Raw genomic sequence first — 26,342 nt, forward strand, 5'->3', positions numbered from 1 at the left:
GCATATTCCTATAATCCTGCCATGTCCCAACTCAATATCTCCATTCCCCCCGCGCTCAAGAGCTGGATCGACAACCGCGTCACCGAAGGGCGGTACAGCAGCGCCAGCGACTATATCCGCGATCTCGTCCGGCGGGATCAGGATGCGTCGAAAGAGGAAATCCAATGGCTGCGCGGCCTGATCGCCGAAGGGCTGGCGTCGGGAGCGGTCGATGACGAACCGGAAGCCGTCATCGAAACCCTCATCGCCAAAAGGCGGGCGCAGCGAAAACCGGCTTAGGCTGACGAAGGCGGCCAGTGAGGATCTGGCCGCAATCGACGCCTACGGCGTCGAACGGTTCGGAGAGGATGCCGCGGACGAATATATACGCGGTTTTCACGAGGCGTTCGCCCTGTTGCGCGCCCATCCGCTGGCAGGCGCGGAACGGGCCGAATTGGGGCGGGCCATCCGCTGTTTCGTCCACATGCGGCATCGGCTGTTCTATCGCGTGACGGGGAATGAGGTGCTGGTCATACGCATCGTCCATCATGCGCAGGATGCAAGGGCCGCATTCCGGAAGGCGGGAGCAGAATGAGGGATCGGGCAATGACAGGAACAGCCGGAAGCACGCACCGATGACCGACGCCGACCGCCTTATCACGCCCGCCCGCCGGGGCGAGGATATGGATGCCGCGCTGCGGCCGAAGAGCCTTGAGGAGTTCATCGGGCAGAAGGGCGCGCGCGATAATCTGCGCATCTTCATCGAGGCCGCGAAGGGACGCGGCGAGGCGCTCGACCATGTGCTGTTCTTCGGTCCGCCCGGCCTCGGCAAGACGACGCTGGCGCAGATCGTCGCGAAGGAAATGGGCGTGGGCTTTCGCGCCACTTCCGGCCCGGTCATCGCCAAGGCGGGCGACCTCGCCGCGCTCCTCACCAATCTGGATGAGGGCGACGTGCTGTTCGTCGACGAAATCCACCGCCTCAATCCGGCGGTCGAGGAAATCCTCTACCCCGCGATGGAGGACCGCGCGCTCGACATCATGATCGGCGAGGGCCCCTCGGCGCGCTCGGTGCGGATCGACCTGCCGCAATTCACGCTGGTCGGCGCGACGACGCGGCAGGGGCTGCTGACGACGCCGCTGCGCGACCGCTTCGGCATTCCGGTGCGGCTGCAATTCTATACGGTGGACGAGCTGACGCTGGTGGTGACGCGCGCCGCGCGCCTGCTCGGCCTTGTCATGAGCGAGGACGGCGCGATCGAGGTCGCCCGCCGCTCGCGCGGCACGCCCCGCATCGCCGGACGGCTGCTGCGCCGGGTGCGCGATTTCGCCGATGTCGCGGGCGCCGCGACCGTCGATGCACGCATCGCCGATGCCGCGCTCAACCGGCTGGAGGTCGATGCGCTCGGCCTCGACGCGATGGACCGGCGCTATCTGATGATGATCGCGGATATCTACAAGGGCGGCCCGGTCGGCGTCGAAACGCTGGCCGCCGGGCTTTCCGAACCGCGCGACACAATAGAAGAGGTGATCGAGCCCTATCTGATCCAGCTCGGCCTGATCGCCCGCACGGCGCGGGGCCGCTGCCTCAACGCGGGCGGGTGGAAGCATCTGGGCCTCAACCCGCCGCCCTCGGTGCAGGACGGGTTGTTCGATATCTGACGGGGCGGGCGGGCCTTTCCTTCGGGAAAGGTTCAAGTGAAAGCTGCCACTTCAACTCCGTTCGGGCTGGCTTGTCGAAGGGCTCAGGGCGAACGGTTCTTGATATCACCGTTTGTTTCAAGCCTGTCGCCCCAGCGCAGGCTGGGGCCGCAAGCCGTGTCGCGCGCCATCTCCACAGATGCCAGCCTGCGCTGCATGACGGAGAAGGTCAGGGTCGAAAGCGACGAAACCGGCTTTAGTGACGTCAAGACGCATTTGGGGCTTTGCCAACGACTCGCCGGTCGTCTAGACAAGGGCCGATGTCAGCGCCGCCGCCCCCATCCGACCTGCCAGCGCCTGCTTCCGGCCGTTTCGTCGGGGGCGTGCATCATTATCCCGTGCGCATCTTCTTCGAGGATACGGACGCGGGCGGCATCGTCTATCATGCCAATTATCTGCGCTATATGGAGCGCGCCCGGTCGGACATGCTGCGACTGATCGGCATCGACCAGCGCGGCGCGCTCGACGGCGGGGAGGGCGTCTATGCCGTCACCCGCCTCGCCATCGACTATCGCCTGCCCGCCAAGCTGGACGACGACCTGATCGTCACCAGCCGCGTCGCGCAGATTTCCGGCGCCACCGTCACTATGACGCAGGACATGGCGCGCGGCGCCGACCTGCTCACCCGCGCGGAGGTTCGCGTCGCCTTCCTGTCGCCCCAGGGCCGCCCCAAGCGGCAGCCCAAGCCCTGGGTCGCGCTGTTCACCCGCATTGCCCAAGGGGAAGATATCCACCCATGACCGTGCCCATCGTCGATCTGTCCGCCAACGCCGCGGCGACCCTTTCGCCCTATACCCTGTTCATGCAGGCCGATATCGTCGTCAAGGTCGTGATGGCGGGCCTGTTGCTCGCCAGCATCTGGACCTGGGCGATCATCATCGGCTTCGGCTTCTCATTGTCCGGCATCCGCCGCAAATGCCTGAAGTTCGAGCAGGAATTCTGGCGCACCGACGATATCGACCGCTTTTTCGAAAACCGGGGCAAGGAAAACCTGCCGAGCGCGCGCGTGCTCCAGGCCGGGATCACCGAATGGCGCCGCTCCACCAAGCAGAAGGTGGTGGACCGCGAGGGCGCGCGCGACCGCATCTCCACCGCGCTGTCGAGCGCCGTGGGCGGCGAGGTGGACCTGCTGTCCGACCGGCTCAACATATTGGCGACCGTCGGCGCGGTCGCGCCCTTCGTCGGCCTGTTCGGCACGGTCTGGGGCATCATGCGCAGCTTCACCGCGATCGCGGCGCAGCAGAACAGCAGCCTCGCCGTCGTCGCGCCCGGCATCGCCGAGGCGCTGTTCGCGACCGCCATCGGCCTGTTCGCGGCCATTCCGGCGGTGATCGCCTATAACCGCTTCAGCCACGCGATCAACAAGGTCGAATCCGGCCTCAACCGCTTCGCCGACACCTTCTACGCGACGCTGAGCCGGGAACTGGAGCACAGCTGATGGCGATGGGTCCCTCCCCCTCCGCCAAACGCGGCCGGCGGCGCCAGCCGATGGCGGACATCAACGTCACGCCGCTGGTCGACGTGATGCTGGTGCTGCTCATCATCTTCATGGTGACGGCGCCGCTGCTGATCACCGGCGTGCCGGTGAAGCTGCCCGAAAACCGCGCCAAGGCGCTGGATGCGGAGGAAAAGCCGACGATCATCTCGCTCGACGCGCAGGGGCATCTGTTCCTCAACGAGACGGAGGTGACGGAGGACGAGCTGCCCGAAAGGCTCGACACGCTGGCCGCCGCCCGCGCCGGGCTGGAAGCGCCGCAAATCTACCTGCGCGCCGACGAGGCGATCGATTATGGCCGCGTGTCGCGCGTGCTGGGCGAGTTGAACCGCGCGGGCCTCAACCGGGTCGCGCTGGTCAGCACGGCGGCGTCCGACGCGCCCTCCGTCAGCGGCGGTTCAGAATGAAGCCCCTAGGCTGAGGCGATGGAACGCGCGGATAAAATCGGTCTTGGCATCGCGAGCGCGGCCCATGTGCTGCTGTTCGCGGCGCTTTCCAGCAGTTGGGTGACGCCCAAGAAGATCACGCTCGACACCAAGCCGATCGAGGTGTCGATCGCCGATGCCGTTGCCCTGCAATCGATGGCGCCCAAGCTGTCGCCCGAACCGCCGCCGCCCACGCCCGGCGAGGTCGAAGGCCCGCCCGAACAGGCGGCGCCCGCCCCGGCCGAAAGCGTCGCCCAGCCTGAGCCGCAGCCCGCCCCGCCGCCGCCTCCGGCCCCGACGCCGCGCCCCAAACCGGTCGAGCAGCCCGCGCCCAAGCCGACTCCCAAGCCCGTGCCGAAAAAGCCGGAACCGGCCAAGCCCAAGCCCGCGCCCAAGGCTCCGGCCAAGCCCGACACGAAGAAGCCCGAACCGGCCAGGACGCAGGCCAAGGCGCCGGCCAAGCCCGCCGCCACACCGAGCAACGCGAAGACCGCCAGCACCGCGACCGCCGCCGACAAGGGACAGGCCGCCAGATCCAGCGGATCGAAGCTGAAGCTCGACACCAGCGACTGGATGAAATCCGCCAGCCGCAGCACCTCGCCCGCCAGCAAGCCGAGCGAGGGCGCGACCGCGGCGGCGCTCGGCCCGGCGCAGAAAAGCGCGCTCGACGCGGAAATCCGCCGCCAGTTGAAACCGCATTGGAAGGCGCCGACCGGCGCCGATGTGGAATCGCTGCGCACCATCGTCAATGTGAAGCTGGCGCGCGACGGATCGGTCGTCGGCGCGCCGGAAATCGTCGATACGCTGGGCGTCACCGCCAGCAACCGCACGCAGGTGCGCCTGCATCAGGAACAGGCGGTGAAGGCGATCCGCCTTGCCGCCCCCTTCAACCTGCCCGCGCAATTCTATTCCAGCTGGCAGTTCCTTCAGCTCACCTTCGACAAGAGGCTCTCGCAATGATCCGTATCGCACCGCTCAAGACCCGGATGACGGCGCTGCTCGGCCTGCTGTTCGCCGCGTCCGTCCTCCCCATGGCCGCCCATGCGCAGCTGTCCGTCGACGTTACCGACGACAGCGGCTCCAACGCGCTCAGGATCGCCGTGCCGTCGCTGCCGACCAGCCAGGTCGTCACGACGCCCGCCGGGACCACGCAGGAACTGGGGCAGAAGATCGCGCAGGTCATTGCCGACGACCTCAAGGGCTCCGGCCTGTTCGCGCCGTCCGGCCCGTCCGGCATGCGCGCCGTCTCGATGGCGGAGGTCACCGCGCCCAATTTCGGCAGCTGGTCGGGCTATGAGGCGCTGGTGCACGGCTTCGTCCGCTCGGCGGGCGGCGACAACGACATCACCGTGGGCTGCTATCTCTACGATGTCGCGCTGCAATCGGAACTGACGCGGCAGGGCTATGTCGTTTCCCCGCGCGACTGGCGCCGCGCCGCGCATAAATGCGCCGACGCCATCTATGCGCGTCTGTCGGGCGAAAGCCCGTTCTTCGACAGCCGCATCGCCTATATCGCGGAGAGCGGCCCCAAGGATCGCCGCGTCAAGCGCCTCGCCATCATGGACAGCGACGGCGCCAATCACCGCTTCATCACCAACGGCCAGTCGATCGCGCTGACCCCGCGCTTCTCGCCCGATTACGGCTCCATCCTCTATGTCAGCTATATCGGCGACCGGGTGCGCATCTTCGTCTACGACATCGGTACCGGCAAGCAGCGGCTCGTCACCGAAAGCCGCAACACCACCTTCGCGCCGCGCTGGTCGCCCGATGGCCGCTGGATCCTCTTCTCGATGGCAGTCGCGGGCAACACCGATATCTATCGCGTTCCCGCCAGCGGAGGCACGCCGACACGCCTCACCACCTCGCCGGGCATCGACGTGGGCGGCAGCTATTCGCCCGACGGCACGAAGATCGTGTTCGAAAGCGACCGGTCCGGCAGCCAGCAAATCTATGTGATGAACGCGGACGGATCGAACCAGCGGCGCATCAGCCATGGCGGCGGCCGCTATGCGACGCCGGAATGGAGCCCGCGCGGCGACCTCATCGCCTTCACCAAGATCGCGGGCAATTTCCACATCGCGGTGATGACGCCCAATGGCGACAATGAGCGCATCCTGACCAATGGCTGGCAGGACGAGGCGCCGACATGGTCGCCCAACGGCCGCGTGCTGCAATTCTTCCGCACCTCGCCCGGCCGCTCCGGCGCCAGCCAGATCTGGCAGGTCGACCTGACCGGGGTGAACGAGCGCCGCATCCCGACGCCGCTTTCCGGCTCCGACCCGGCCTGGGGTCCCTTGCTGCCCTGATCGGCTTCCTGCCGATACCGCTGCCGTCTTCTGCCGTCGCCCCGCTTTCGGCGCGACGGCACGTTGACAACGGGCGCATTTGTCATCAGCCTCGCATCTTACAGGAATAAGGAGAAATATCATGACCCCAGTCACGCGTTCCCTGATGATCGCCACCGCTTTGATCGCGCTCTCCGCCTGTTCCAAAAAGGCGCCTCAGGAACTTCCCCCCGCTCCTGTCGATACTTCGCGTCCGGCCGAACCGACCGGCCCGACCGGTCCGGTCAAGGGCAGCCAGGAGGATTTCATCGCCAGCATTTCTTCCGATCGCGTCTTCTTCGAGCTCGACGACTACGGGATCGACGCTCAGGATCAGGAAACCCTGCGCAGCCAGGCCCAGTGGCTGATGCAGAATCCCAATGTGCGCGTGACGATCGAGGGCCATTGCGACGAGCGTGGCACGCGCGAATATAACCTCGCGCTGGGCGAGCGCCGCGCCAATGCGGCGAAGAACTATCTCGCCACGCTGGGGATCGACCCGTCGCGGATCAGCACCATCAGCTATGGCAAGGAACGGCCGGTGGCCATGGGTTCGGACGAATCCGCCTGGGCGCAGAACCGCCGTGCGGTGACGGTGACCGTGCAGTAACCGCCCGGCCGGCACCCCGCCCAAGGGCGACGGCATTCGAAAAGGGCAAGGCGACAAGGGCAAGGGTTGCAACAAAATGCAACACTTGCCCTTTTGCCGTCATATACGGGCTGGCATCCCCCCGCCGTTCCGCTAGATAGAGGCCATGTGGCGTCTCTATCAATTTCCGCTCTGCCCCTTTTCCCGCAAAGTCCGCCTGCTCCTTGGGGAAAAGGGCGTCGCCTATGATCTCATCCGCGAATCTCCGTGGGAAGGACAGGACGCGTTCCTCGACCTCAACCCCGCCGGGCAGACGCCGGTCATGGTCGAGGAGGAGAAGGGCGTCGTCCTGATCGACAGTCAGGCGATCTGCGAATATTTCGAGGAAACGGTGGAGAAGCTGCCGCTCATCAACGGCAGCGCGGCCGGCCGCGCGGAAGTGCGGCGGCTGACCGCCTGGGCGGACCAGATCTTCTATCGCGACGTCGTCGCCCCGTTGCTGGAGGAGCGGATGAAGAAGCGCCTCGTCCACCGCGCGCCGCCCGATGGCGGCCGCCTGCGCGAGGCGATGCGCAACGCCAACACCCATATGGATTATATGGACTATCTGCTCGACCACCGCAGCTGGCTGGCGGGCGGAACCATGAGCCTCGCCGATATTGCGGTCGCCGCGCAGCTTTCCGTCGCCGATTATCTGGGCGGCATCGACTGGGCCGGGCATGAGCCGGTCAAGCGCTGGTATTCCGCGCTCAAATCCCGCCCATCCTTCCGTCCGCTGCTGTCCGAGCGGATGGAAGTCATCATGCCCCCCGACTATTATGAAAAACCGGATTTCTAGGATCAGCCGTTTCCAGACCACGTAGGATCGATCGACATTCAGTTCAGGCGGAGCCGAAAAGCGTGATATTCGAGCACCGGAGCACAGAATAGCGCGATTTGCAGGCCCGCATGGGCTGAATGCCGACCGATCCTAGTCTTCGGTGATTGCGGCGGCCATATAGACCCTGTTGCGGCCATGCTCCTTGGCCAGATACAGCGCCCGGTCCGCGGCCTTCAGTGCGTCGCGCGGCGTGGGATAGTTGAACACGTCGGCCACCCCGCCGGAAAAGCTCACCTGCGCCATGCGCTCGCCGCTGTTGCGGTCGACCAGGTTGCGCGCGGCGAGGTCGGCCCTGGTCTGGTCCACGATCTCGCATGCCTCGCTGACGCTCTTGCCCCGGAACAGCAGCACGAATTCCTCGCCGCCGTGACGCGCGACATGGCATTTCTCGCTGGAAATGCGCGCGAAGAGCGACCCCACGAAGCGCAGCACGCGGTCGCCGGTGTCATGGCCGTGGGTGTCGTTGATATGCTTGAAATGGTCGATGTCGCAGAACGCCACGCTCAGCGCCTCGCCCTTCGCCGACGCCGCCTTCACCTCTTCCTTCAGGAACACCTCGAACGCGCGGCGGTTGGGCAGGCCGGTCAGATGATCCTGCTCGGCCGCCTTGCGCGCGCTTTCCAGACTCTGCTGCAAGGCATTGGTCTTTTTCTGGTTCTCGCGCATTTCCGCTTCGATCTGCCGGGTCTTGTCGACCATCGAGCGGGTGAGGTCCACCAGCGCGCTCACCAGTTGCTCGGGCGAATGATCGCTCTCGATCTCGCTGACCTGCGCCTGCAAGGCCTCGCCATAGGACGAAGCCGAAGTGCGGGATTCGGTGGCGAGGAGATGGAAGCGGTCGAGATTTTCCTCGACCGAGGTCAGCATCCGGCTCAGCCCGTCGACCGTCAACTCCTTCGAATGGCGTTCCGTGATGATCTTTTCGGCCAACACGTTGGTGATCTGCCCGCGTTCCTTCAAAATGGCGCACACCGCCTTTTCGATCTCATGATCGTTGCCCGTCAGATAATCGAGCGCGAGGCCGAAATTGACCGGCGTGATATCCAGATCATGGGCGAACAGGAAGGAACCGACATCCTCGTAGAGCTGGCGCCGCCGCTCGATTTCCCGGCTGGACCCGTTGCGGGATCCCTCGCGCGAGCTGGCTTCGACCGACAGGGACTGCATTTCGTCCGCCGACAATCCTTTGGCCCAATTGGCGATTCGCCTGGTGAAACCTATCTGCGCGTTCATCCCTGATGCCCGTTCAATATTAGCTGTGAGCATCAATACGGCAGAAGCGGTAAATAATTTCGTAGCACGCAACGCTTTTGGTGAAAAAGCCGTTCAGCCTCTTTCAGACGGTCTGCCCCACCAGCCAGTCGTGGAAGATGCGGACGGCGCGGTTCTGCAACGCGCGCGGGCGGCAGACGAAGAAATAGCGATAGGGGCTCTCGACATCCTGATCGAACAGCCGCGCCAGCCGCGCATCGTGCGAATAATCGTAATGGCTGGCGAGCATGACCGCGACGCCCAGCCCCTGCGCGGCGGCTTCCAGCATCAGCGGGCCCGAATCATAGGTATCGATCGCCATCGGCTGGATGTCGCCGCAGCCGACGCTTTCCTTCCAGTCGTCGAAGATGGTGGGCATGTCGCGATGGATCAGCAGCGTATGCCGTTTCAGGTCCTCCGGCCCGGTCACCGGGTTGCGCTCCAGCTGATCGCGATTGCCGAAGAGATAGATATATTCGCGACTCAACTCGTGCACGTAAAGGGCGGGGTCGACCTCCCGCGCCAGCACGATAGCCGCGTCCAGCCCCTCGCCCAGCCGCGCCACCGCATGGGGCGTGGTTTCGATATCGAGGTGCAGCGTGGGATAGGCCTGACGCAGCTCTCCCATCAGCGGCAGCAGCCGTTGCGATGCAAAAAGCGGCATCACCGCAAGGCGCAAACGCAGCTGGGTTCCGCCGTTCATCAGCTTTTCGACCGCGACGGACATTGCATCGAGCGCAGGCGCGATATCGTTGAGCAGGCCCAATCCGTCCGCGTTGATCTCCAGCGCCTGGTGCTTGCGCTCGAAAAGCGGACGGCCGACATAACGCTCCAGCGCCTGGATGCGCCTGCTGAGCGCAGGGGTCGAAAGCGCGAGCTCTTCCGCCGCGGCTTTCACGGAACCGAGCCGGGCGACCTGCACAAACGCCTCAAGCGCCGTAAGAGGGGGCAAACGCCGCATTCATCCTCATGCTTGCTACGGGTTGTTATGCGCTCCTCATGCCTCAATTGTCGGAGTACGACAACTGCCCCAGCACAGAAAATCGGTGGAAAGAAATACGGAATTTCTGAATTGCAGTTTTTGCAATCGAGATCGCGACCTTCGCACTTGCACAAAATCATCCCGCAGCGCACATAGGAGAGGCCTTTCAGGCATCCTCTCCTAATAAACTTTCAAGGGTCAGCCTCGGCTGGCCCTTTTTTTGAGGTAGGGATGTCCGCTCCCACTCCCGTTCGCCCTGAGCCCTTCGACAGGCTCAGCCCGACGGGCTCTTATGTCAGGCAATGATCGCAACCCTTCCCCGCCCAATCCGCTCGCACAGAACAACCGCTTTTTTCGCCCGCCGGCCAGGCAAACCGGCTTTTGGGCTTTCGCTCTCGCCGGACGCAGGATAGAGCCGCTTCCAGACCGGCCGCCGTCAGGGCCCTGGGCCGGTTCCTCGTTGCGAATGGGAATTGTTCATCTCGATGCACAGTATCGCGGACCATCTGAAATTCTTCCGCCAGTTCCTGCGATCCCCCAAGATGGTCGGCTCCGTCATCCCGACCTCGCAGATCGTGATCGATCATCTGCTGGCGGCGGTGGACTGGTCCGCGACCAGGGTGTTCGTCGAATATGGCCCCGGCATGGGCACCTTCACCCGCCCGATTCTCGACCGGCTCGGCCCCGACGCGCGGCTGATCGCGATCGATACCTGCCGCGATTTCATCGACCATCTGGGCGACGCCATCGCCGACCCCCGGCTGCGTCTGGTGCACGGCTCGGCCGCCGACATCGAAAGCATATTGGCCGAAGAAGCCGGCGGGCTCCCGGCCGATTATGTGATTTCCGGCCTGCCCTTCTCCACCCTGCCCCCCGGCGTCGGCGACGGCATCATGGCGGCGACGGAACGCGCGCTCGCACCCGGCGGCGCCTTACTGATCTATCAATATTCGACATTCGTGCTGCCGCTGCTGCGCCGCTGCTTCACCAACATCCGCTACCGCCGGTTATGGCGCAACGTCCCGCCCTGCTTCGTCTTCGTCGCCCGCAAGGGGTGAGCGTCGCGCCTCATTCATAGAAGTTCAGCCGCCGCGTGACCTTGTAGTCGAGGATGCCGACGAGGAAATAGCTGATCCAGCGCTTCAGCAGGCGCAGCGGCGTCTGGCTCGCGCGGTGACGCACCGGGTCGACCTCCTCGCTCGCCTGCGCGCGCGCGTCGACGAAGGCGCGCATCCGGTCGGCCAGAGCGGCATCCTCTATCCTCAGCATGATCTCCAGATTGAGGAACAGGCTGCGCATGTCGAAATTGGCCGAGCCGATATAGACGATGTCGTCGACCACGATCAGCTTCATGTGCAGGCGGCAGGGCAGATATTCGTAGATCCGCGCGCCGCGCCGCAGCAGCGGGCCGTAGAGCAGCCGCGCCGCCGAAACCGTCGCCGCATTGTCGGTGCGCGACGGCAACACCAGCCGCACCCGCCCGCGCGAGGCGACGCGGCGCAGGCGCGCCAGCATACCGTTGCCGGGCGAGAAATAGGCGGCGATCATATCGACCTGCCGCGCGCGCTCCAGATCGTCCCGCACCGTCTGCGCCCAGGGGCTGAGACGGCGCGCCGGACCGCCCACCAGCCAGCGCAAAGGCGCGCGCCGGTCCTTCCAGCCGCGCACCATCGCCCGCAGGCGACGGAAGCGCTGATGCGGCGAGGTCACCCAGCCCCAGAGCCACCGATACCAGCGCGCCAGCATCTGCGCCTCCGGCCCCTCGATCACCAGCCCCAGATCGTGCCAGCAATCCTCCTCCGGTATGCCGAAATAGGCGTCGGCGATGTTGAAGCCGCCGATCATCGCCCGTGCATCGTCGGCAATGGCCATTTTCTGATGGTTGCGGATGAGATAGCGCGTCGACCAGCTCGATCCGAACCAGCGCACCTGCCCGCCCATCCGCTCCAGCGGCGTGAAGAAACCGGAGGGCAGCGCGCCGCAGCCGAAGGCATCGACCATCAGCGTCACCTCGACCCCGCGCCGAGCCGCGCGCACCAGACGCGCCAGCACCAGACGCCCGCTCGCATCGGCGGCGAAGATATAATAATAGAGCTTGAGGCTTTCCCGCGCCCCGTCGATCAGCGCGACCAGCATGTCGCGCAGGTCGGGGCCGCTGCCGCTGATCGTCAGGCGGTTGCCATCCAGTTCATGTTCCAGCCTGTCGCCGGAGGAGAGATCGTCTTTCGGCTGCGCGAGACTCATGACCCACCATGGCGCGCCGGAGCCGGGGATGCCATCGCTTTTTATCCGCCGCGCTGCCGGAAAGGCCGGAAATGAAGGGCGGTCATATTCCTTACAACATGAGCGTTGAAAGCGGGTAGGAGCGGAAAGCGGAAGTTCCGCTCTCCGTTCGGGCTGAGCTTGTCGAAGGGTTCAGTGCAAAAGGTTCTGTTATCGCAGCGGCGCCCCACCAGAGCCGTGTTTGCAACGGATATAATCGCAAAAAAGGGCGGGTGCGCCCGGCGCCCCGCCCCCTTTTTCCATCGCTACGCGGCCTCAGTAACGATAACCCAGCGTCACGCCATAGGTGCGCGGCGGCAGCCAGGTGGCGCCGATGATACGGCCGGTCGAGATCGCGAAGGTCGAGCTGGCGCGCAGCGTATCACGGATGTTCTTGATCCACAGCGATGCGGTCAGGTCGTCCTTGGCGGAGGTCCAGCGCAACGCGGCGTCGAACAGCGTATAGGCCTTCGCGCCTTCCTCCAGGCGGTTGAACTCCGTGAAATAGACGGTGCTCTTGCCCGACATGTCGCCCGCAAGGGTGACGGTGCCCGCCTGCTCGTCATCCACCAGATCGACCTCGGCATGGACGTTGTACGACCAGCGCGGCGAGTTGCGGGTGTAATTGCCCGCCAACTGGATGGAGCACGGCCCGTTGGCGTTGAGCGAGCCCGGCAGGCAGGGCGCGCCGAACGCGGTCGAATCCGGGTTGGTCACCGGATCGTAGGCGGGCTGGCCCGGCTGCGCGACGTTGCGCGGGTCGAGCGGATCGACCGTCACGAAATCCTTGTACTTGCTGTCGGTGTAGGACACGCCGCCCGACAGGCGGACGCGGTGCACCGGCCGCAGCATCCACTCGATCTCGACGCCCTTCGCCTCGGTCCGCGCGGCATTCTCGAAGATCGTCGTATAGCCGGTGGGGCCGCCGCCGACCGTCTTGTTGATCTGCAGATCCTTGAGCTTGTACCAATAGCCCGCGACGTTGAACGTCAGCTTGCGGTCCAGCATCTCCAGCTTCGCGCCGACCTCATGATTCTTCATCTTTTCCGGCCGCACGATGGTGGAACTGCCCGCCGCATTCTCGCCCGACCCGGCCTTGAAGCCTTCGGAATAGGTATAATAGAGCAAGATGTTGCGGTCCGGCTGCCAGCTCAGGCCGATTTCCGGCGTGAAGTCCTTGAAGGTCTTCTGCCGGTAGGTGCCGCCCTGCGTATAGGGGGCGTCGGTGAAGGCCAGCACCGCGCCCGCCGCCGGGTTGGCGTTGGCGGTCATCACGACCGACATGTTGGCGGTCGACACCTTCTCATGGCTGAACCGCCCGCCCAGTTTCAGCGTCAGGCCGGTGAGGCCCGCCGCCTTTTCGAGATCGAAGTTGAGCTGACCGAACGCCGCCCAGGCCTCGGTATTGAGGCGGGAGCGCAGGCAGACGCGGTTGGGCGCGACGCCGGTGGGGAAGTCGCAGAGATAATCCGCATAGGCGAGGCTGATCGAGCCGGGCGCCACGGCCACGCCGTCGATGGTCGTCGGGCGGGTGGCGAGGAAGGCGATGTTGCTCGCCATGCCCTCCGTGGAGCTCAGGCCGACCTGGTCGCGCGGGCGCTGATGCTCGCCGAAATAATAGAGGCCGACGACGCCGTTGACGATGTCACTGTCATATTTGACCTGGAATTCGTTGCTCCACTGCTTCGCGTCGATGGTGCGCGTCTGCACGGTGGTGGGGTTCGGCAGCTGGTTCACCACCGCCGAGATATCCAGATCCTGGATCAGCTGGGTCTTGAAACGCCGGTAATTGGCGATGTTGGTGACGGAGAAGGCGTCGCTCAGTTCCCAGTTCAGCGTCGCCGTGTAGGACTGGCTCCTGGTATCGACCGACGGCGGCTCGTCGCTGCCGAGATCGCGCGGCTTCGTCGCTATGCCCGCCGGGCCGAGCGTCGCCAGACGCGCCACGCCGGGGAAGGCCGGGCCATAATAATGCACCGCGCCGCTATTGTCGTTCTGGCGGAAATATTCGGCGGCCAGCAGCAGGTCGGCGGTTTCGGAGAACAGGATCTGCGCCTGGCCGCGCACCATCTTGCGGTTGAGGTCGTCGACGTCCCAGCCGTTGAACGGATCGCGGCCATAGCCGTCGCGCAACTCGTTCTTGCCGGCGATGCGCACGCGCAGCCAGTCGGCGATCGGGCCGGAAATCGCCGCTTCCGCGGTGATCGCGTTATAATTGCCATAGCCCAGGCGCACATAGCCGGAGGTGTCGACGGTCGGCTTGGCGGTGATGATGTTGATCGAGCCGCCGACCGCGTTCCGCCCGTACAGGCTGCCCTGCGGCCCGCGCAGCACCTCGACCCGCTCGACATCGAACAGCGAGGTCAGCTGCGCTTCGGCGCGGGCGACATAGGCGCCGTCGACATGCAGCGCGACGCCGGTGCTGCTGCCGGTGGTGGAGGTGTTGGCGCCCACGCCGCGGATGAACACCTTGGCCTGGTTGAAGTCATTGCCGAAGGTGACCGAGGGGACCAGCTGCTGCATGTCCTGCAAATTGCTGATGCCCGCATTGGCGAGCGCGTCGGCGCTGACGGCGGAAACAGCGACGCTGACATCCTGCAACGACTGCTCGCGCTTCTGCGCGGTCACGATGATCTCGTTATAGCCATTTTCGGCGGCGCCATTATCCTGCGCGGCAGCCTGCTGCGCGATGACGATCGCAGCGGCGGATGCAGAAAAAATCGCACATTTCCTGAATGTACGCATGATGTCTCTCCCTGTTTGCATGGCCGGATGATAACCCTCCGGCCTGTCCGCTACTATAAACCGGCGGATCGGCCCATCCAGCAAAATGTCCACTCTGGATACAAATATTGTATTTTCGCCCGCCCCCTGCGGCAGTTTTGCAACAGGCTGCGAAACAGGGAAATATTGACTCGCCACCCCCCTGTTGGTAGACGGCGCTTTCGCTTTTTCATTTGTTCAGGAGGCCCGATGGCCCGCGTTACTGTCGAAGATTGCGTCGACAAGGTTACGAACCGTTTTGACCTCGTATTGCTGGCCGCCCAGCGCGCGCGCGAGATTTCCGGCGGCGCCGAGCTGACCGTCGATCGCGACCGGGACAAGAACCCCGTCGTCGCGCTGCGCGAGATCGCGGAAGAGACGGTTTCACCGGACGACCTGCGCGAGGCCCTGATCGGTGACCTGCAGAAGGTCCGCATCGACGATGACGACATGCCCGACGAAATCGGCAGCATCGCCCAGTCGGCGGAAGCGCTTCGCCTGACGGCGGCGGCGCCCCCGCGCAACCAGAATATCGGCGGCGATTACGACGGATAACAGAAACGCCACCGGAATTTAGGGGGAGGAAGGAAAGCCCGGTCACCGCAAGAGTGGCCGGGTTTTTCTGTTCCGGCTGCTCCCGCGCCGCCCCCGCCGGGCCGTGCGGCAGGAACAAATGCCACGCCCAAACGCTTATTCTCCACCGAAATGAACGATGGAGAGGTCAAATGGGCAAGGGCATTTTACTCTGGCTGCTCGGCGTACCGATCCCGATCATCTTGCTCCTCTGGCTTTTCTTCCATTGAGGGGGCGACGGCCTTTCGGGGGATGTATCGCCTAATTTGGTAAGGTCCGGTTTGGGTAGGAGAGCGGACCTTCGCCTATACCGTCACCCCAGCGAAGGCTGGGGTCGCAGGCCATGCCGCGCGCCGCCTCGTGAGATGCCAGCCTTCGCTGGCATGACGCGTCGGGAAGGGCAGGAATTGGCCGAAACCCGCCGCCCAGCAACATGGCGGGAGAGGGAAGCATCCGCCCCTCCCCCGTCCGATCCTCAATCCGCGAACGGATCGGTGACCAGGATCGTGTCGTCCCGTTGGGGCGAGGTCGATACCAGCGTCACCGGGCATTCGATCAGTTCCTCGATGCGGCGGATATATTTGATCGCCTGCGCGGGCAGTTCGGCCCAGCTGCGCGCTCCGGCGGTGGTTTCCTGCCAGCCCTCGATCGTCTCGTAAACCGGTTCGACCCGCGCCTGATCCTGCGGGTGGGGCGGCAGATAGTCGTACTGTTTGCCATCCAGCGTGTAGCCGGTGCAGATCTTGATCTCTTCCAGCCCGTCGAGAATGTCGAGCTTGGTCAGCGCGATGCCGGTGATGCCGGAAACCGCCGCCGACTGGCGCACCAGCACCGCGTCGAACCAGCCGCAGCGGCGCTTGCGCCCGGTGTTGACGCCGAATTCATGGCCGCGCGTGCCGAGATATTCGCCGATCTCATTATCCTGCTCGGTCGGGAACGGGCCGGAACCGACGCGCGTCGTATAGGCCTTGACGATGCCCAGCACGAAGCCCGCGCCCTTCGGCCCAAGCCCGGTGCCCGAAGAGGCGGTGCCCGCCACCGTGTTGGACGAGGTGACGAACGGATAGGTGCCGTGATCGACGTCGAGCAGCACGCCCTGCGCGCCTTCGAACAGGATGCGGTCGCCGCGCTTGCGCGCTTCGTTCAGCGTCACCCACACCGGCTTGGCGAAGGGCAGCACGAAATCGGCAATCTCGCGCAGGTCCGCCATCAGCTTCTCGCGGTCCACCGGCGGCTGGCCGAATCCGGCGCGCAGCGCGTCATGATGGGCGCACAGGCGCTCGATCTGCGGACCGAGACCGTCGAGATGGGCGAGGTCGCAAATGCGTATCGCGCGGCGGCCGACCTTGTCCTCATAGGCCGGGCCGATGCCCCTGCGGGTGGTGCCGATCTTGCCCGCGCCCGACGCATCCTCGCGCAGACCGTCGAGATCGCGGTGGATCGGCAGGATCAGCGGCGCGGTTTCCGCGACATGCAGCACATCGGGCGTGACCGCGACGCCCTGCTCCGCGATCTTCGTCACCTCGTCGCGGAAATGCCAGGGGTCGAACACCACGCCGTTGCCGATGACCGACAGCGTGCCGCGCACGACACCACTGGGCAGCAGCGCCAGCTTGTAGGTCTTGTTGCCGATGACCAGCGTATGCCCGGCATTATGACCGCCCTGAAAGCGCACGACGCAGCTTGCGCGCTCCGCCAGCCAGTCAACAATCTTGCCCTTGCCTTCATCGCCCCATTGGGCGCCGATCACGGTAACATTCGCCACGGTATCATCCTTGCTGGAAAGTCCCTTGGCTCCATAGACTGTTTGGCGCGGCAGGCAAGGACCGCTTGCCCTCCCGGCGGCAGCGCGCGCAAAACAGGGCGCGGCAGGTCAATAGGCGACCGGTCCCGCCACGTCGAGCCAATGGGTGCACCCCAAAGCGCGCCCGTCATCCGCCTCGTCGAGCGCGGCGACGGTGCGCCAGCCCTGCCCGCGCAGCCCCTTGGCCTGATCGGCGTCATGCCCCGGCGGCAGGAAGAGGAAACGGGCGGCCTCGCGCCCGAAGCCGACGTCGATCAGCGGGTCGGGATAGAGCGAGAAGCCCATCGCCGGTTCCTCGCGGCCGTCCCCGTGCATGATCGCATAGCTGCCGCCCCGGCCGATCTCTCCGACGAAACCGGCGGCGAAGATCGAGAAGCCGAACCAGCTGTGATATTCGAAGCCATGGCGCTCGGTCGGGTCGAGCGTCAGCGTGATGTCCCAGTCTATCGGTTTGGCGATCGCGCGTAGCGCGGCGATGCGGCTCGCCAGCACGCCCTTGTCGCCGAGCGCCGCGTCGATCGCCTCCAGCCGCTCCATCGCCGCATGGAAAGGCCCGGTCGCCTCGATCAGCGGCAGATAGGCTGCCGCCTTTCCGCCCAGCGCGACGAGGCCGCCCGCATCCTTCGCATCCAGCCGCGCGCGCACCGGCGCGATCAGCTCCGCGTCGAGCGGCAGCGGGCCGGCGGCGAGTTGGTCGACCAGATCGGGCAGGTTGAAATCGATGGTGATCCCCTCGACGCCCGCCGCCTGCAACGCCTCGATCGCCACGGTGACGACCTCGGTGGCGGCGGCGACGCTGTCCGTGCCGATCAGTTCGGCGCCGAGTTGCATCTCTTCCCGTTCGGGGCGCAACTGGTCGGCGCGCAGCTTGAGCACCGGTCCGGCATAGCAGAGACGCAGCGGGCGGATCGCCTTGGCGAGGCGCGTCGCTGCGATTCGGCCGACCTGCGCGGTCATGTCCGGCCGCAGCGCCAGCGTGCGCTGCGACACCGGGTCGATCGCGCGCAACAGATCCTCCGCCCCCGCCGATTGCAGCCGCGCGGTCAGCGTCTCCTCGAACTCCGCCAGCGGCGGCATCACCCGCGCATAGCCATGGGCGGCGACCGTATCGAGCACATCGCGCACCAGACGCGCGGACGCTTCGGCCTGCGGCGGCAGGCGGTCGGACAGGCCTTCGGGCAGCAGGCCCAGATTATGGGTGGCAGGCTTTGCGGTCATGGCGCCCCCTTTAGAGCATTTCCCGGAAATGTGGAGTGTCGGAAATAGCGTATACGCTATTTCTGGACTCCCGATACCAAAAGCGGCCCGGACTTCCTGAGAAGCCGGGCCGCCTTATGCCTTGCCGATCCGGTCGGATCAGAACTTCAGCGCCTTGGCGCGCTTCACGCCGGGCAGCTTGCTGATCGTGTCCAGCACCGGCTGCGGGATCGCGCTGTCGATGGTGAGCAGCAGGATCGCCTCCCCGCCCGCGCTGCGGCGGCCGAGGTGGAAGGTGCCGATGTTGAGGCCCGCCTCGCCCAGCGTGGTGCCGACGCGGCCGATGAAGCCCGGCGCGTCCTCGTTGACGATATAGAGCATGTCGCCCTCCAGCTCCGCCTCCAGGCTGATGCCGAAGATTTCGACCAGGCGCGGATTGGCGTTGCCGAACAGCGTACCCGCGACCGAGCGGGTGCCCTCGCTGGTGTTGACGGTGATGCGCACCAGCGTCTGATAGGCGCCCTCCTGCGCATGGCGGACCTCGCGCACGTCAAGGCCGCGCTCCTTTGCGAGGTACGGCGCATTGACCATGTTCACCGTATCGGAATAGCGGCGCATGAAGCCTGCAAGCACCGCGCCGGTGATCGGCTTGATGTTGAGCTCGGCGGCCGCGCCCTCGACCTCGACGGCGATATTGTCGAGATCGTCCTGCGCCAGCTGGCCGACGAGGCTGCCCAGCTTTTCGGCCAGCGCCATATAGGGCTTCAGCTTCGGCGCTTCCTCGGCCGACAGGCTCGGCATGTTGAGCGCGTTGGTGACGCCGCCGGTCATCAGATAGTCGGACAGCTGTTCGGCCACCTGAAGCGCGACATTGACCTGCGCTTCCTTGGTCGATGCGCCCAGATGCGGGGTGCAGACGAGGTTCGGCGTGCCGAAGAGCGCATTTTCCTTCGCCGGCTCGACCGCGAACACGTCAAGCGCCGCGCCCGCGATATGGCCGCTCTCCAGCCCTTCCTTCAGCGCCGCCTCATCGATCAGGCCGCCGCGCGCGCAGTTGACGATGCGCACGCCCTTCTTCGTCTTGGCGAGGTTCTCGCGGCTGAGGATGTTGCGGGTCTGGTCGGTCAGCGGCGTGTGCAGCGTGATGAAATCCGCGCGGGCCAGCAGCGTGTCGAGATCGACCTTCTCCACGCCCATCTCGATCGCGCGTTCGGGCGTCAGGAACGGGTCGAAGGCGACGACCTTCATCTTGAGGCCGAGCGCGCGGCTGGCGACGATCGAGCCGATATTGCCCGCGCCGATCAGGCCGAGCGTCTTGCCGGTCAGCTCGACGCCCATGAAGCGGTTCTTCTCCCACTTGCCCGCCTGCGTCGAGGCATCGGCCTCGGGCAGCTGGCGCGCGACGGCGAACATCAGCGCGATCGCATGCTCGGCGGTGGTGATCGAGTTGCCGAACGGCGTGTTCATCACCACCACGCCCCTGGAGCTGGCATAGGGGATGTCAACATTGTCGACGCCGATACCGGCGCGGCCGATGACCTTGAGATTGGTCGCGGCGTCGAGAATTTCCTTCGTCACCGTGGTCGAACTGCGGATGGCGAGGCCGTCATAGTCGCCGATGATCTTGATGAGCTCTTCCGGCTTCAGGCCGGTGATCTCGTCCACTTCAACGCCACGGTCGCGGAAAATCTGCGCGGCCTGCGGGTCCATCTTGTCGGAAATAAGCACCTTGGGCATGAGATATGCTCCTGCATCGAGCGTGGCCCGGTCCGCCGGGCGCACGCGTTTCAATCCATTATCCTGTGAAGGCGAAGATCAGGCGGCAGCCTTGGCGGTCGCATAGGCCCAGTCGAGCCACGGACCCAGCGCCTCGATATCGGCGGTGTCCACGGTCGCGCCGCACCAGATGCGCAGGCCCGCCGGGGCATCGCGATAGCCCGCGACGTCATAGGCGGCGTCTTCCTTCTCCAGCGCGCCGGCCATCTTCTTGATGAAGTCGGCGTCGGCGCCCTCGACCGTCAGGCAGACGGAGGTGGTGGAGCGGGTGGCCTCCTCGGGGGCGAGATGGCCGAGCCAGTCGCGATCCGCGACGATCTTCGCCAGAGCCGCCGCATTGGCGTTGGAACGCGCCTTCAGCCCTTCGAGGCCGCCGACCGACTTCGCCCATTCCAGCGCGAAGATCACGTCCTCGACCGCCAGCATCGACGGGGTGTTGATCGTCTCGCCCTTGAAGATGCCCTCGGACAGCTTGCCCTTCGAAACAAGGCGGAACACCTTGGGCAGCGGCCATGCGGGCGTGTGGCTTTCGAGGCGCTCGACGGCGCGCGGGCCGAGGATGATGACGCCATGGCCGCCCTCGCCGCCCAGCACCTTCTGCCAGGAGAAGGTGGTGATATCGAGCCTGTTCCACGGCATGTCATAGGCGAACACGGCCGAGGTCGCGTCGCAGAAGGACAGGCCTTCGCGATCTTCGGCGATCCAGTCGCCATTGGGGACGCGCACGCCGGAGGTGGTGCCGTTCCAGGTGAAGAGCACGTCGTTCGACCAGTCGACCGCGCTGAGATCCGGCAGGCTGCCATAATCGGCGCGCAGGATGGCGGGGTCGAGCTTCAATTGCTTGGCGGCATCGGTGACCCAACCTTCCCCGAAGCTTTCCCAGGCCAGCGTCGTGACCGGACGAGCGCCCAACATCGTCCACATGGCCATTTCGAACGCGCCGGTATCCGAACCGGGCACGATGCCGATGCGGTGTGTTTCGGGCACGTTCAGCACTTCGCGCATCAGGTCGATCGCAAGGCCCAGGCGGGTCTTGCCGATCTTGGCGCGGTGCGAGCGGCCGAGCGATTCGCTGGCGAGTTTGGAAGCTTCCCAGCCCGGCGGCTTCGCGCAGGGGCCGGAGGAAAAGAAAGGACGCGCAGGCTTCGCCTGCGGCTTGGTCACTTCAGTCATGTATTGCGTCTCCTTGCAGAGAGCACGCGCGGCGTTGGGACCGCGTGGCCCGGCGACGGCTCTAGCGGCGCGATCGGCAAAGTCAAATGAAAAGGGCCGCAGGATGAACGGTACGGCGCGGAAGAAGCCACAGGAGGATTTTATGCCCGCCCAGGACTCCGTTCGTCGCAAGCCCTTCAATCCGTTAACTTTTTATTAACCATCTTGAGATGCAATAGCTGCATGCTCGGGCAAAGGGAATCAGCGGCGCCAACGGGGACCAAGGCGGGGGGAATCGCCCTTGCCGGCCTTGCCGCGCTGATGCTGTCCGCTTGCGGGGGCAGCCTCGTCCCTGCGCACAAGGGCGCCCAGCGCCCCCCTGCCAAGACGCGCCCCGCCCCCTCGCCCAGCTATTCCGCCGACAGCGCCGAATATCGCCAGTGCCGGGTGAAGCTCGCCAGCCTCAACGCCCAATATACGCCGCTGCCCGACCGCAGCTATGGCGGCGGCTGCTCCTCCTATGGCGCAGTGAAGCTGCTCGACGTGGGCGTGCCGATCACCAATCTGGGCGCGATGACCTGCCCGCTGGCGGAACGCTTCACCGCCTGGGCGCGCTATGGCGTCGCCCCCGCCGCCCGCCTCATCCTGGGCAGCGAACTGGTGAAGATCGAGACGATGGGCACCTATAGCTGCCGCCCGATCGCGGGCACCGCCCGGCTTTCCGAACATGCGCACAGCAATGCGGTGGACGTGTCCGCCTTCCTGCTGGCCGACGGCCGCCGCATCTCGATAGAAGGCGACTGGAACGGATCGAAGGAGGTGCGCCAGTTCCTCCGGGTCATTCGCGAAAGCGCCTGCAAGCGGTTCCGCACCGTGCTCAGCCCGGATTACAACGCCGCCCATTACAACCATCTGCATTTCGACATGGGCGGCAAGGGCGTCTACTGCCGCTGAAAAGCGGAAAAGCCCCCTCTTTTCCAGCGCTTCCCATCCCTCTCTTTTGCTTTCGTCCGAAACCGGCCGGGCTTTGTCCGATTCAGATTGAACCGGACAGGGTCCGGATTCCTTGTTTTCCGCGTTTTTTGAGCCGCCAGATGTTCCATCTGACTTGAAAACGCTCTAGGGGCGGCCCATGAGGAAAAAACGCAGCAAGATAGAAGAACGCATCTTTCGCCCCGCGCGGGAGGAAGCGCACGACGCCACCATCGCCGTCCAGATTCCGCAGACGCAGAGCGCCTCCTACCAACTCGCCTTTCAGGACACCGAGTTCCTGCTGCGCGAGGATTTGCGCCCGGTGCGGTTCCAGCTGGAGCTGATGAAGCCGGAGGTATTTCTGGACGAGGCGCAGATCGCCTCCACCTTCGTCTTTTACGGCTCGGCGCGCATCCCCTCGCCGGAAAAGGCGCAGGCGCTGATCGATGCCGCCCGCAACGAGCAGGATCTGCGCATCGCCAACAACCTCGCGGCCAAGGCGAAATATTATGACGAGGCGCGCAAGCTCGCGGGGATCGCCGCGCGCTTCCCGGCGGACATCAGCGGCAAGCAGAATTTCGTCGTCTGCTCCGGCGGCGGCCCCTCGATCATGGAGGCGGCCAATCGCGGCGCATCGGAAGTCGGCGCGCGGACCATCGGCCTCAATATCGTGCTGCCGCACGAGCAGGCGCCCAATGAATATGTGACGCCGGAGCTGTCGTTCCAGTTTCACTATTTCGCGCTGAGGAAGATGCATTTCCTGTTGCGCGCCCGCGCGCTGGCGGTGTTCCCCGGCGGCTTCGGCACGTTCGACGAGCTGTTCGAACTGCTGACGCTGGTGCAGACCGGCAAGATCCAGCCAATCCCGATCCTGCTCTATGGCCGCGATTTCTGGAACCGGGTGGTCGATTTCGACGCGCTGGTGGACGAAGGCGTGATCGCGCCGTCCGACCTCAACCTCATCACCTGGGTCGAAACCGCCGAGGAAGGCTGGGCGGCGGTCGAGGCGTTCTACGGCGCCCACACCGACTCCCTCGGCGGGTGACGGCGCGATAAAAAAGAGGCCGCGGCGACGGGCCGCGACCTCCTCTCTTTCTATCGGAAATCAGAAACCGAAAACGACGCCGATCGTGCCCTGATTGTTGATCAGGTTGTCTTCGTAGTTGATCTGGCTGAACTCGGCGCGCAGCGACAGGCTGTCGGTCACGCGGGTTTCGAGGCCGGCACCATAGCGCACGCCGTCGAGCCAGAAGCTGTCGACATCGTCGCCGATCTTGGCGCGGGCATAGCCGACGCGGGCATAGAGGCCGGTCGAATCGTTGAGCTTGCCGCCCAGACGCGCGCTGACGCCCCAGCCCCACTTGGCATCGAGAACGTCCTGCAGGTCGGCGGAATGAACGTCGATATTGCCTTCGACGCCGACGAACATATTGGTGCTGACCGGAACGTCATAACCGGCAAAGCCCGACGCGCCGACGCCGGAGAAGCCGAGACCCTCGAAATCGCCGGAGGTCTGGAAGTTGTCCAGAGCCAGAGCGACACCGGCATAGCCGCCGTTGAAATCACGCGCGCAAGCAGGCGCAGCAACAACGACAGCCGCCGAAACGGCAGCGGCAAAAACAACAGATTTCATGTAATATTACCCTTTGAACATTTATACTATATGCTTGTCTTTTACATTATCCGGCGACCCGGAAGGGGCCGGATAAATGCTGCGACCGCATATTGCAAGGCAAAGGGCAATATTTCTTTGGAATCCCGTTCGATTTCGCGAGCGCTCCCGAAACCGGCTATGCCGCACGCGCCGCGCCGCCCGCACGGCCCATGCCTCCGAAACGGAGATGGGCCGCGCGGGCGGCGCGGAAAGCCGATGCGGTGGATCAGTGGGTGGCGGCCACGCCTTCGGCCGCCGGAGCGGCTGCGTTGTCCGCCGGCGCGGCGGCATTGGCGGCCTCCGCCGCTTCGGGCGCGGCGGCAGGCGCCGCATCGGCGGCGGGCAGCGGCAGATTCGACCCCTGAGCGTTCAGATAGGCGATCAGGTTGGCGCGATCCGCCGGCTTGCTGAGACCCGCGAAGGTCATCTTCGTGCCAGGCGCGAATTCGCGCGGGCTCTTCAGCCAGGCGTCCATGGTCGCGAAATCCCAGCTGCCGCCCTTGCTCTTGAGCGCGTCGGAGAAGGCGAATCCGCCATGGCCGGTCGCGACGGCCTCTCCCATGACGCCGTGGAGATTGGGGCCGATGCCGTTGGCGCCGCCCGCATTGATGGTGTGGCAGGCCGCGCACTTGGCGAAAACCTTCTCGCCCTGCGCGACGTCGGCGCTGGCCAGCAGGGTGTTGAGCGACGGGCCGGAATCGCCTCCGCCCTCTCCTTCGGCCTCAACGCCTTCGATCGCATAGCCCATCGCTTCGGGGCGTTCGGTGTGGAACAGCTTGGCTGAAACGATGCCCCCTCCCAAAGCGATGATACCTGCAAACAAAGCCCAACCGGCGAAAGTATTGAAACGATCGTCCATCCGCTCGTGGTCCTCTTTCCTCTTATGGCTTTTGGAACTGACCGGATTTACGCATTTCCGCCATAACCAGACAGCCCGTTCCCCTGCGAGCCACCCTTAATGGGAGGATGGCCCCGGCGCAAGGCCCGGCGCATCGAAGCTTGCGCGGGCGCGCCGCAGCGCCTAGGGGCGCATCACGCATCAGGAAGGCACGATGGAAAGCTACCCTCTTCCCGCCCGCACCCTTGTCGAGAAAATGAGCCGGGAGGCCGCGGCCGACACCGGTCGCGCGATCGCTTTTCAGGGCGCGCCCGGCGCAAATTCGCATCTGGCGGCGCTCGGCTATCGCCCCGATTGCCTGCCGCTGCCCTGCTTCTCTTTCGAGGACGCGCTCGACGCGGTGCGCGAGGGGCAGGCGGACCGGGCGATCATCCCGATCGAAAATTCGCTCCACGGCCGTGTCGCCGACATGCATTTCCTGCTGCCCGAATCGGGCCTGTCGATCGTCGACGAATATTTCCTGCCGATCCATCATTGCCTGATGGCGCCCGATGATTCGCCCGTGTCGCAGGTGCTCAGCCATGTGCAGGCGCTGGGGCAGTGCCGCAAATATCTGCGCGCCCAGGGCATCACCCCCGTGGTCTATGCCGACACCGCCGGGGCCGCCGCGCTGGTGGCGGAGCAGAAAGAGGCCGGGGTGGGCGCGATCGCCCCCGCCCTCGCCGCCGATCTCTACGGCCTGACGATCGTGGCGCGCGATATCGAGGACAGCCACGACAATATGACCCGCTTCGTCGTGCTGGCGCGCGAGGCGATCGTGCCCCGGCATGACGGACCGGTGATGACGACCTTCCTGTTCGAGGTGAAGAACATCCCCGCCGCGTTGTTCAAGGCGCTGGGAGGCTTTGCGACCAACGGGGTCAACATGACGAAGCTGGAAAGCTATCAGCGCGGCGCCAGCTTTTCCGCGACCGAATTCTATGCGGACATAGAGGGCATGCCCGGCGACCCGGCGGTCGACCGCGCGCTCGACGAGTTGCGCTTCCACACCAAATGGGTGCGCCTGCTCGGCAGCTATCCGCAGGCCCGTGCGCGCACCCCGGCCTGACGGGCGGGGAAAATCGCGCGCTCCGGGAAAAAGGCGAAAAGCGCCGTTGCCAAGCGCCCATGCCGCCGCTATAGCGCATGCCTCAGCCAGCATCGGCCACCGCGCCGCTGTTCGACCTGTGCGGAGACGTGGGTGAGTGGCTGAAACCAGCGGTTTGCTAAACCGTCGTACCCTTAAGGGGGTACCGAGGGTTCGAATCCCTCCGTCTCCGCCAATTTTGCTGTATTTAGTGGGTTTTCCGCATGGTTTTTAGGATGAACCCGCCTAAAAACCCGCCTTTCTAAAAGCACTGGGATGCGGCTAGGTAAGACGGGATGAGACAGACAAAGCCGCCTCATGGGCGGCTTTGTCATTTGCAGGCAGCGCATGGCTGACCAATTCGAGATACTGAGTGGAACGACTGATGGAGAAGAAAAAGTTGCCCAAGTCCGAGACTCCCCCGGCGGCTCAACGCCAAGCTCAGGACGCCCCCGAAAATACAGTACTCGTAGCGGACTCAACAAAGCCGTTCCACTTTCTGCCTGACTGTCCGTCGTCAGAACATTTGGCACAACTCGCGGCGTAAATTAGCGGAGTGCGGGCCTCGTCCTGGGGTTGATATTAAGCGGCGATCTTGCG

Annotated in this window: 25 protein-coding genes and 1 tRNA gene; 16 read left to right on the forward strand and 10 right to left on the reverse strand. The window is 65.0% G+C overall.

The genetic code is table 11. The features are described from left to right. Positions 1-21 precede the first annotated feature (21 nt). The 10 genes from GGR43_RS20940 to GGR43_RS20985 all read left to right on the forward strand — a co-directional run bounded on the left by GGR43_RS20940 (position 22) and on the right by GGR43_RS20985 (position 7,350). Entirely contained in the window at positions 22-279 is a 258-nt protein-coding gene (locus GGR43_RS20940) for a type II toxin-antitoxin system ParD family antitoxin (RefSeq protein ID WP_188073759.1), read from the forward strand. Next, a complete protein-coding gene (locus GGR43_RS23970) occupies positions 212-574 on the forward strand; it encodes a type II toxin-antitoxin system RelE/ParE family toxin (RefSeq protein ID WP_188073760.1) in 363 nt (120 codons plus the stop codon). Before GGR43_RS20940 ends, GGR43_RS23970 begins: the two co-directional genes overlap by 68 nt. A gap of 40 nt (positions 575-614) precedes the next feature. Next, on the forward strand, positions 615-1,640 hold the full coding sequence (ruvB, locus tag GGR43_RS20950) for a Holliday junction branch migration DNA helicase RuvB (RefSeq protein ID WP_188073761.1): 1,026 nt from the start codon (positions 615-617) through the stop codon (positions 1,638-1,640). Positions 1,641-1,939: 299 nt separating this feature from the next. Next, on the forward strand, positions 1,940-2,419 hold the full coding sequence (locus GGR43_RS20955; RefSeq protein WP_188073762.1) for a YbgC/FadM family acyl-CoA thioesterase: 480 nt from the start codon (positions 1,940-1,942) through the stop codon (positions 2,417-2,419). Continuing rightward, entirely contained in the window at positions 2,416-3,117 is a 702-nt protein-coding gene (gene tolQ / locus GGR43_RS20960; protein WP_188073763.1) for a protein TolQ, read from the forward strand. The genes GGR43_RS20955 and tolQ overlap by 4 nt, the downstream gene beginning before the upstream one ends. Further along, positions 3,117-3,581 carry an ExbD/TolR family protein gene (locus tag GGR43_RS20965; protein WP_188073764.1) on the forward strand — a complete coding sequence of 155 codons (465 nt, stop codon included), beginning with the start codon at positions 3,117-3,119 and terminating at the stop codon, positions 3,579-3,581. Before tolQ ends, GGR43_RS20965 begins: the two co-directional genes overlap by 1 nt. Before the next feature lie 18 nt (positions 3,582-3,599). After that, complete coding sequence (locus GGR43_RS20970; protein ID WP_188073765.1) at positions 3,600-4,559, forward strand: cell envelope biogenesis protein TolA; 960 nt, start codon at positions 3,600-3,602, stop codon at positions 4,557-4,559. A gap of 26 nt (positions 4,560-4,585) precedes the next feature. After that, a complete protein-coding gene (gene tolB / locus GGR43_RS20975) occupies positions 4,586-5,905 on the forward strand; it encodes a Tol-Pal system beta propeller repeat protein TolB (RefSeq protein ID WP_188073786.1) in 1,320 nt (439 codons plus the stop codon). Positions 5,906-6,026: 121 nt separating this feature from the next. Beyond that, a complete protein-coding gene (gene pal, locus GGR43_RS20980; protein WP_188073766.1) occupies positions 6,027-6,533 on the forward strand; it encodes a peptidoglycan-associated lipoprotein Pal in 507 nt (168 codons plus the stop codon). A gap of 145 nt (positions 6,534-6,678) precedes the next feature. Beyond that, on the forward strand, positions 6,679-7,350 hold the full coding sequence (locus GGR43_RS20985; protein ID WP_188073767.1) for a glutathione S-transferase family protein: 672 nt from the start codon (positions 6,679-6,681) through the stop codon (positions 7,348-7,350). A 132-nt stretch (positions 7,351-7,482) separates the two neighbouring features. Here the strand turns inward: GGR43_RS20985 and GGR43_RS20990 are convergent, their stop codons facing one another. Both GGR43_RS20990 and GGR43_RS20995 read right to left on the reverse strand, forming a co-directional pair. Then, the gene (locus GGR43_RS20990; protein WP_188073768.1) at positions 7,483-8,625 is read right to left on the reverse strand and encodes a GGDEF domain-containing protein; all 1,143 of its coding nucleotides are present in this window, start codon (positions 8,623-8,625) and stop codon (positions 7,483-7,485) included. A gap of 103 nt (positions 8,626-8,728) precedes the next feature. Further along, complete coding sequence (locus GGR43_RS20995) at positions 8,729-9,604, reverse strand: LysR substrate-binding domain-containing protein (protein WP_188073769.1); 876 nt, start codon at positions 9,602-9,604, stop codon at positions 8,729-8,731. A gap of 506 nt (positions 9,605-10,110) precedes the next feature. On the opposite strand from GGR43_RS20995, the gene GGR43_RS21000 reads away from it, so the two are divergent. Beyond that, complete coding sequence (locus GGR43_RS21000) at positions 10,111-10,683, forward strand: class I SAM-dependent methyltransferase (RefSeq protein ID WP_188073770.1); 573 nt, start codon at positions 10,111-10,113, stop codon at positions 10,681-10,683. Between the two features lie 10 nt (positions 10,684-10,693). On the opposite strand, the gene GGR43_RS21005 is transcribed toward GGR43_RS21000, so the two are convergent. Next, positions 10,694-11,869, reverse strand: a complete 1,176-nt coding sequence (locus tag GGR43_RS21005; protein ID WP_188073771.1) for a phospholipase D-like domain-containing protein — start codon at positions 11,867-11,869, stop codon at positions 10,694-10,696. Positions 11,870-12,163: 294 nt separating this feature from the next. Further along, positions 12,164-14,632, reverse strand: a complete 2,469-nt coding sequence (locus GGR43_RS21010) for a TonB-dependent receptor (protein ID WP_188073772.1) — start codon at positions 14,630-14,632, stop codon at positions 12,164-12,166. Between the two features lie 228 nt (positions 14,633-14,860). On the opposite strand from GGR43_RS21010, the gene rpoZ reads away from it, so the two are divergent. Then, a complete protein-coding gene (gene rpoZ, locus GGR43_RS21015) occupies positions 14,861-15,205 on the forward strand; it encodes a DNA-directed RNA polymerase subunit omega (protein ID WP_188073773.1) in 345 nt (114 codons plus the stop codon). A gap of 493 nt (positions 15,206-15,698) precedes the next feature. Here the strand turns inward: rpoZ and GGR43_RS21020 are convergent, their stop codons facing one another. From GGR43_RS21020 to GGR43_RS21035, 4 genes are all read right to left on the reverse strand, one after another. Beyond that, positions 15,699-16,988: an adenylosuccinate synthase gene (locus GGR43_RS21020; protein WP_188073774.1), complete on the reverse strand. Its 1,290-nt coding sequence runs from the start codon at positions 16,986-16,988 to the stop codon at positions 15,699-15,701. Between the two features lie 108 nt (positions 16,989-17,096). Continuing rightward, positions 17,097-18,245 carry an ATP phosphoribosyltransferase regulatory subunit gene (locus GGR43_RS21025; RefSeq protein ID WP_188073775.1) on the reverse strand — a complete coding sequence of 383 codons (1,149 nt, stop codon included), beginning with the start codon at positions 18,243-18,245 and terminating at the stop codon, positions 17,097-17,099. 138 nt (positions 18,246-18,383) lie between these two features. After that, positions 18,384-19,961 carry a phosphoglycerate dehydrogenase gene (serA, locus tag GGR43_RS21030; protein ID WP_188073776.1) on the reverse strand — a complete coding sequence of 526 codons (1,578 nt, stop codon included), beginning with the start codon at positions 19,959-19,961 and terminating at the stop codon, positions 18,384-18,386. Between the two features lie 78 nt (positions 19,962-20,039). Further along, entirely contained in the window at positions 20,040-21,173 is a 1,134-nt protein-coding gene (locus GGR43_RS21035; RefSeq protein ID WP_188073777.1) for a phosphoserine transaminase, read from the reverse strand. A 222-nt stretch (positions 21,174-21,395) separates the two neighbouring features. Between GGR43_RS21035 and GGR43_RS21040 the strand changes: the two genes are divergently transcribed. Then, complete coding sequence (locus GGR43_RS21040; RefSeq protein ID WP_188073778.1) at positions 21,396-22,106, forward strand: extensin family protein; 711 nt, start codon at positions 21,396-21,398, stop codon at positions 22,104-22,106. A gap of 178 nt (positions 22,107-22,284) precedes the next feature. Continuing rightward, positions 22,285-23,169 carry an LOG family protein gene (locus tag GGR43_RS21045; RefSeq protein ID WP_188073779.1) on the forward strand — a complete coding sequence of 295 codons (885 nt, stop codon included), beginning with the start codon at positions 22,285-22,287 and terminating at the stop codon, positions 23,167-23,169. Positions 23,170-23,229: 60 nt separating this feature from the next. Here the strand turns inward: GGR43_RS21045 and GGR43_RS21050 are convergent, their stop codons facing one another. Then, positions 23,230-23,757, reverse strand: coding sequence for an outer membrane beta-barrel protein (locus GGR43_RS21050; protein WP_188073780.1), 528 nt, complete (start codon positions 23,755-23,757; stop codon positions 23,230-23,232). A 247-nt stretch (positions 23,758-24,004) separates the two neighbouring features. Then, on the reverse strand, positions 24,005-24,637 hold the full coding sequence (locus tag GGR43_RS21055; protein ID WP_188073781.1) for a c-type cytochrome: 633 nt from the start codon (positions 24,635-24,637) through the stop codon (positions 24,005-24,007). A gap of 193 nt (positions 24,638-24,830) precedes the next feature. Here GGR43_RS21055 and GGR43_RS21060 point away from each other — a divergent pair, with 193 nt between their 5' ends. Together GGR43_RS21060 and GGR43_RS21065 are read left to right on the forward strand one after the other, a co-directional pair. Beyond that, complete coding sequence (locus tag GGR43_RS21060; RefSeq protein WP_188073782.1) at positions 24,831-25,724, forward strand: prephenate dehydratase; 894 nt, start codon at positions 24,831-24,833, stop codon at positions 25,722-25,724. 122 nt (positions 25,725-25,846) lie between these two features. Next, positions 25,847-25,938: transfer RNA gene (locus GGR43_RS21065), tRNA-Ser, on the forward strand. Positions 25,939-26,342: the final 404 nt, after the last annotated feature.

Origin of the sequence: Sphingobium jiangsuense, from assembly GCF_014196495.1 — a bacterium.
In the GTDB taxonomy this organism is placed as follows: domain Bacteria; phylum Pseudomonadota; class Alphaproteobacteria; order Sphingomonadales; family Sphingomonadaceae; genus Sphingobium; species Sphingobium jiangsuense.

Bases quoted from the DNA above. Each gene is read 5' to 3' on its own strand.
- GGR43_RS20940 (WP_188073759.1), top strand. From the start codon at position 22: ATGTCCCAACTCAATATCTCCATTCCCCCCGCGCTCAAGAGCTGGATC.
- GGR43_RS23970 (WP_188073760.1), top strand. From the start codon at position 212: ATGACGAACCGGAAGCCGTCATCGAAACCCTCATCGCCAAAAGGCGGG.
- ruvB (WP_188073761.1), top strand. From the start codon at position 615: ATGACCGACGCCGACCGCCTTATCACGCCCGCCCGCCGGGGCGAGGAT.
- GGR43_RS20955 (WP_188073762.1), top strand. From the start codon at position 1,940: ATGTCAGCGCCGCCGCCCCCATCCGACCTGCCAGCGCCTGCTTCCGGC.
- tolQ (WP_188073763.1), top strand. From the start codon at position 2,416: ATGACCGTGCCCATCGTCGATCTGTCCGCCAACGCCGCGGCGACCCTT.
- GGR43_RS20965 (WP_188073764.1), top strand. From the start codon at position 3,117: ATGGCGATGGGTCCCTCCCCCTCCGCCAAACGCGGCCGGCGGCGCCAG.
- GGR43_RS20970 (WP_188073765.1), top strand. From the start codon at position 3,600: ATGGAACGCGCGGATAAAATCGGTCTTGGCATCGCGAGCGCGGCCCAT.
- tolB (WP_188073786.1), top strand. From the start codon at position 4,586: ATGACGGCGCTGCTCGGCCTGCTGTTCGCCGCGTCCGTCCTCCCCATG.
- pal (WP_188073766.1), top strand. From the start codon at position 6,027: ATGACCCCAGTCACGCGTTCCCTGATGATCGCCACCGCTTTGATCGCG.
- GGR43_RS20985 (WP_188073767.1), top strand. From the start codon at position 6,679: ATGTGGCGTCTCTATCAATTTCCGCTCTGCCCCTTTTCCCGCAAAGTC.
- GGR43_RS20990 (WP_188073768.1), bottom strand. From the start codon at position 8,625: ATGAACGCGCAGATAGGTTTCACCAGGCGAATCGCCAATTGGGCCAAA.
- GGR43_RS20995 (WP_188073769.1), bottom strand. From the start codon at position 9,604: ATGCGGCGTTTGCCCCCTCTTACGGCGCTTGAGGCGTTTGTGCAGGTC.
- GGR43_RS21000 (WP_188073770.1), top strand. From the start codon at position 10,111: ATGCACAGTATCGCGGACCATCTGAAATTCTTCCGCCAGTTCCTGCGA.
- GGR43_RS21005 (WP_188073771.1), bottom strand. From the start codon at position 11,869: ATGAGTCTCGCGCAGCCGAAAGACGATCTCTCCTCCGGCGACAGGCTG.
- GGR43_RS21010 (WP_188073772.1), bottom strand. From the start codon at position 14,632: ATGCGTACATTCAGGAAATGTGCGATTTTTTCTGCATCCGCCGCTGCG.
- rpoZ (WP_188073773.1), top strand. From the start codon at position 14,861: ATGGCCCGCGTTACTGTCGAAGATTGCGTCGACAAGGTTACGAACCGT.
- GGR43_RS21025 (WP_188073775.1), bottom strand. From the start codon at position 18,245: ATGACCGCAAAGCCTGCCACCCATAATCTGGGCCTGCTGCCCGAAGGC.
- serA (WP_188073776.1), bottom strand. From the start codon at position 19,961: ATGCCCAAGGTGCTTATTTCCGACAAGATGGACCCGCAGGCCGCGCAG.
- GGR43_RS21035 (WP_188073777.1), bottom strand. From the start codon at position 21,173: ATGACTGAAGTGACCAAGCCGCAGGCGAAGCCTGCGCGTCCTTTCTTT.
- GGR43_RS21040 (WP_188073778.1), top strand. From the start codon at position 21,396: ATGCTCGGGCAAAGGGAATCAGCGGCGCCAACGGGGACCAAGGCGGGG.
- GGR43_RS21045 (WP_188073779.1), top strand. From the start codon at position 22,285: ATGAGGAAAAAACGCAGCAAGATAGAAGAACGCATCTTTCGCCCCGCG.
- GGR43_RS21050 (WP_188073780.1), bottom strand. From the start codon at position 23,757: ATGAAATCTGTTGTTTTTGCCGCTGCCGTTTCGGCGGCTGTCGTTGTT.
- GGR43_RS21055 (WP_188073781.1), bottom strand. From the start codon at position 24,637: ATGGACGATCGTTTCAATACTTTCGCCGGTTGGGCTTTGTTTGCAGGT.
- GGR43_RS21060 (WP_188073782.1), top strand. From the start codon at position 24,831: ATGGAAAGCTACCCTCTTCCCGCCCGCACCCTTGTCGAGAAAATGAGC.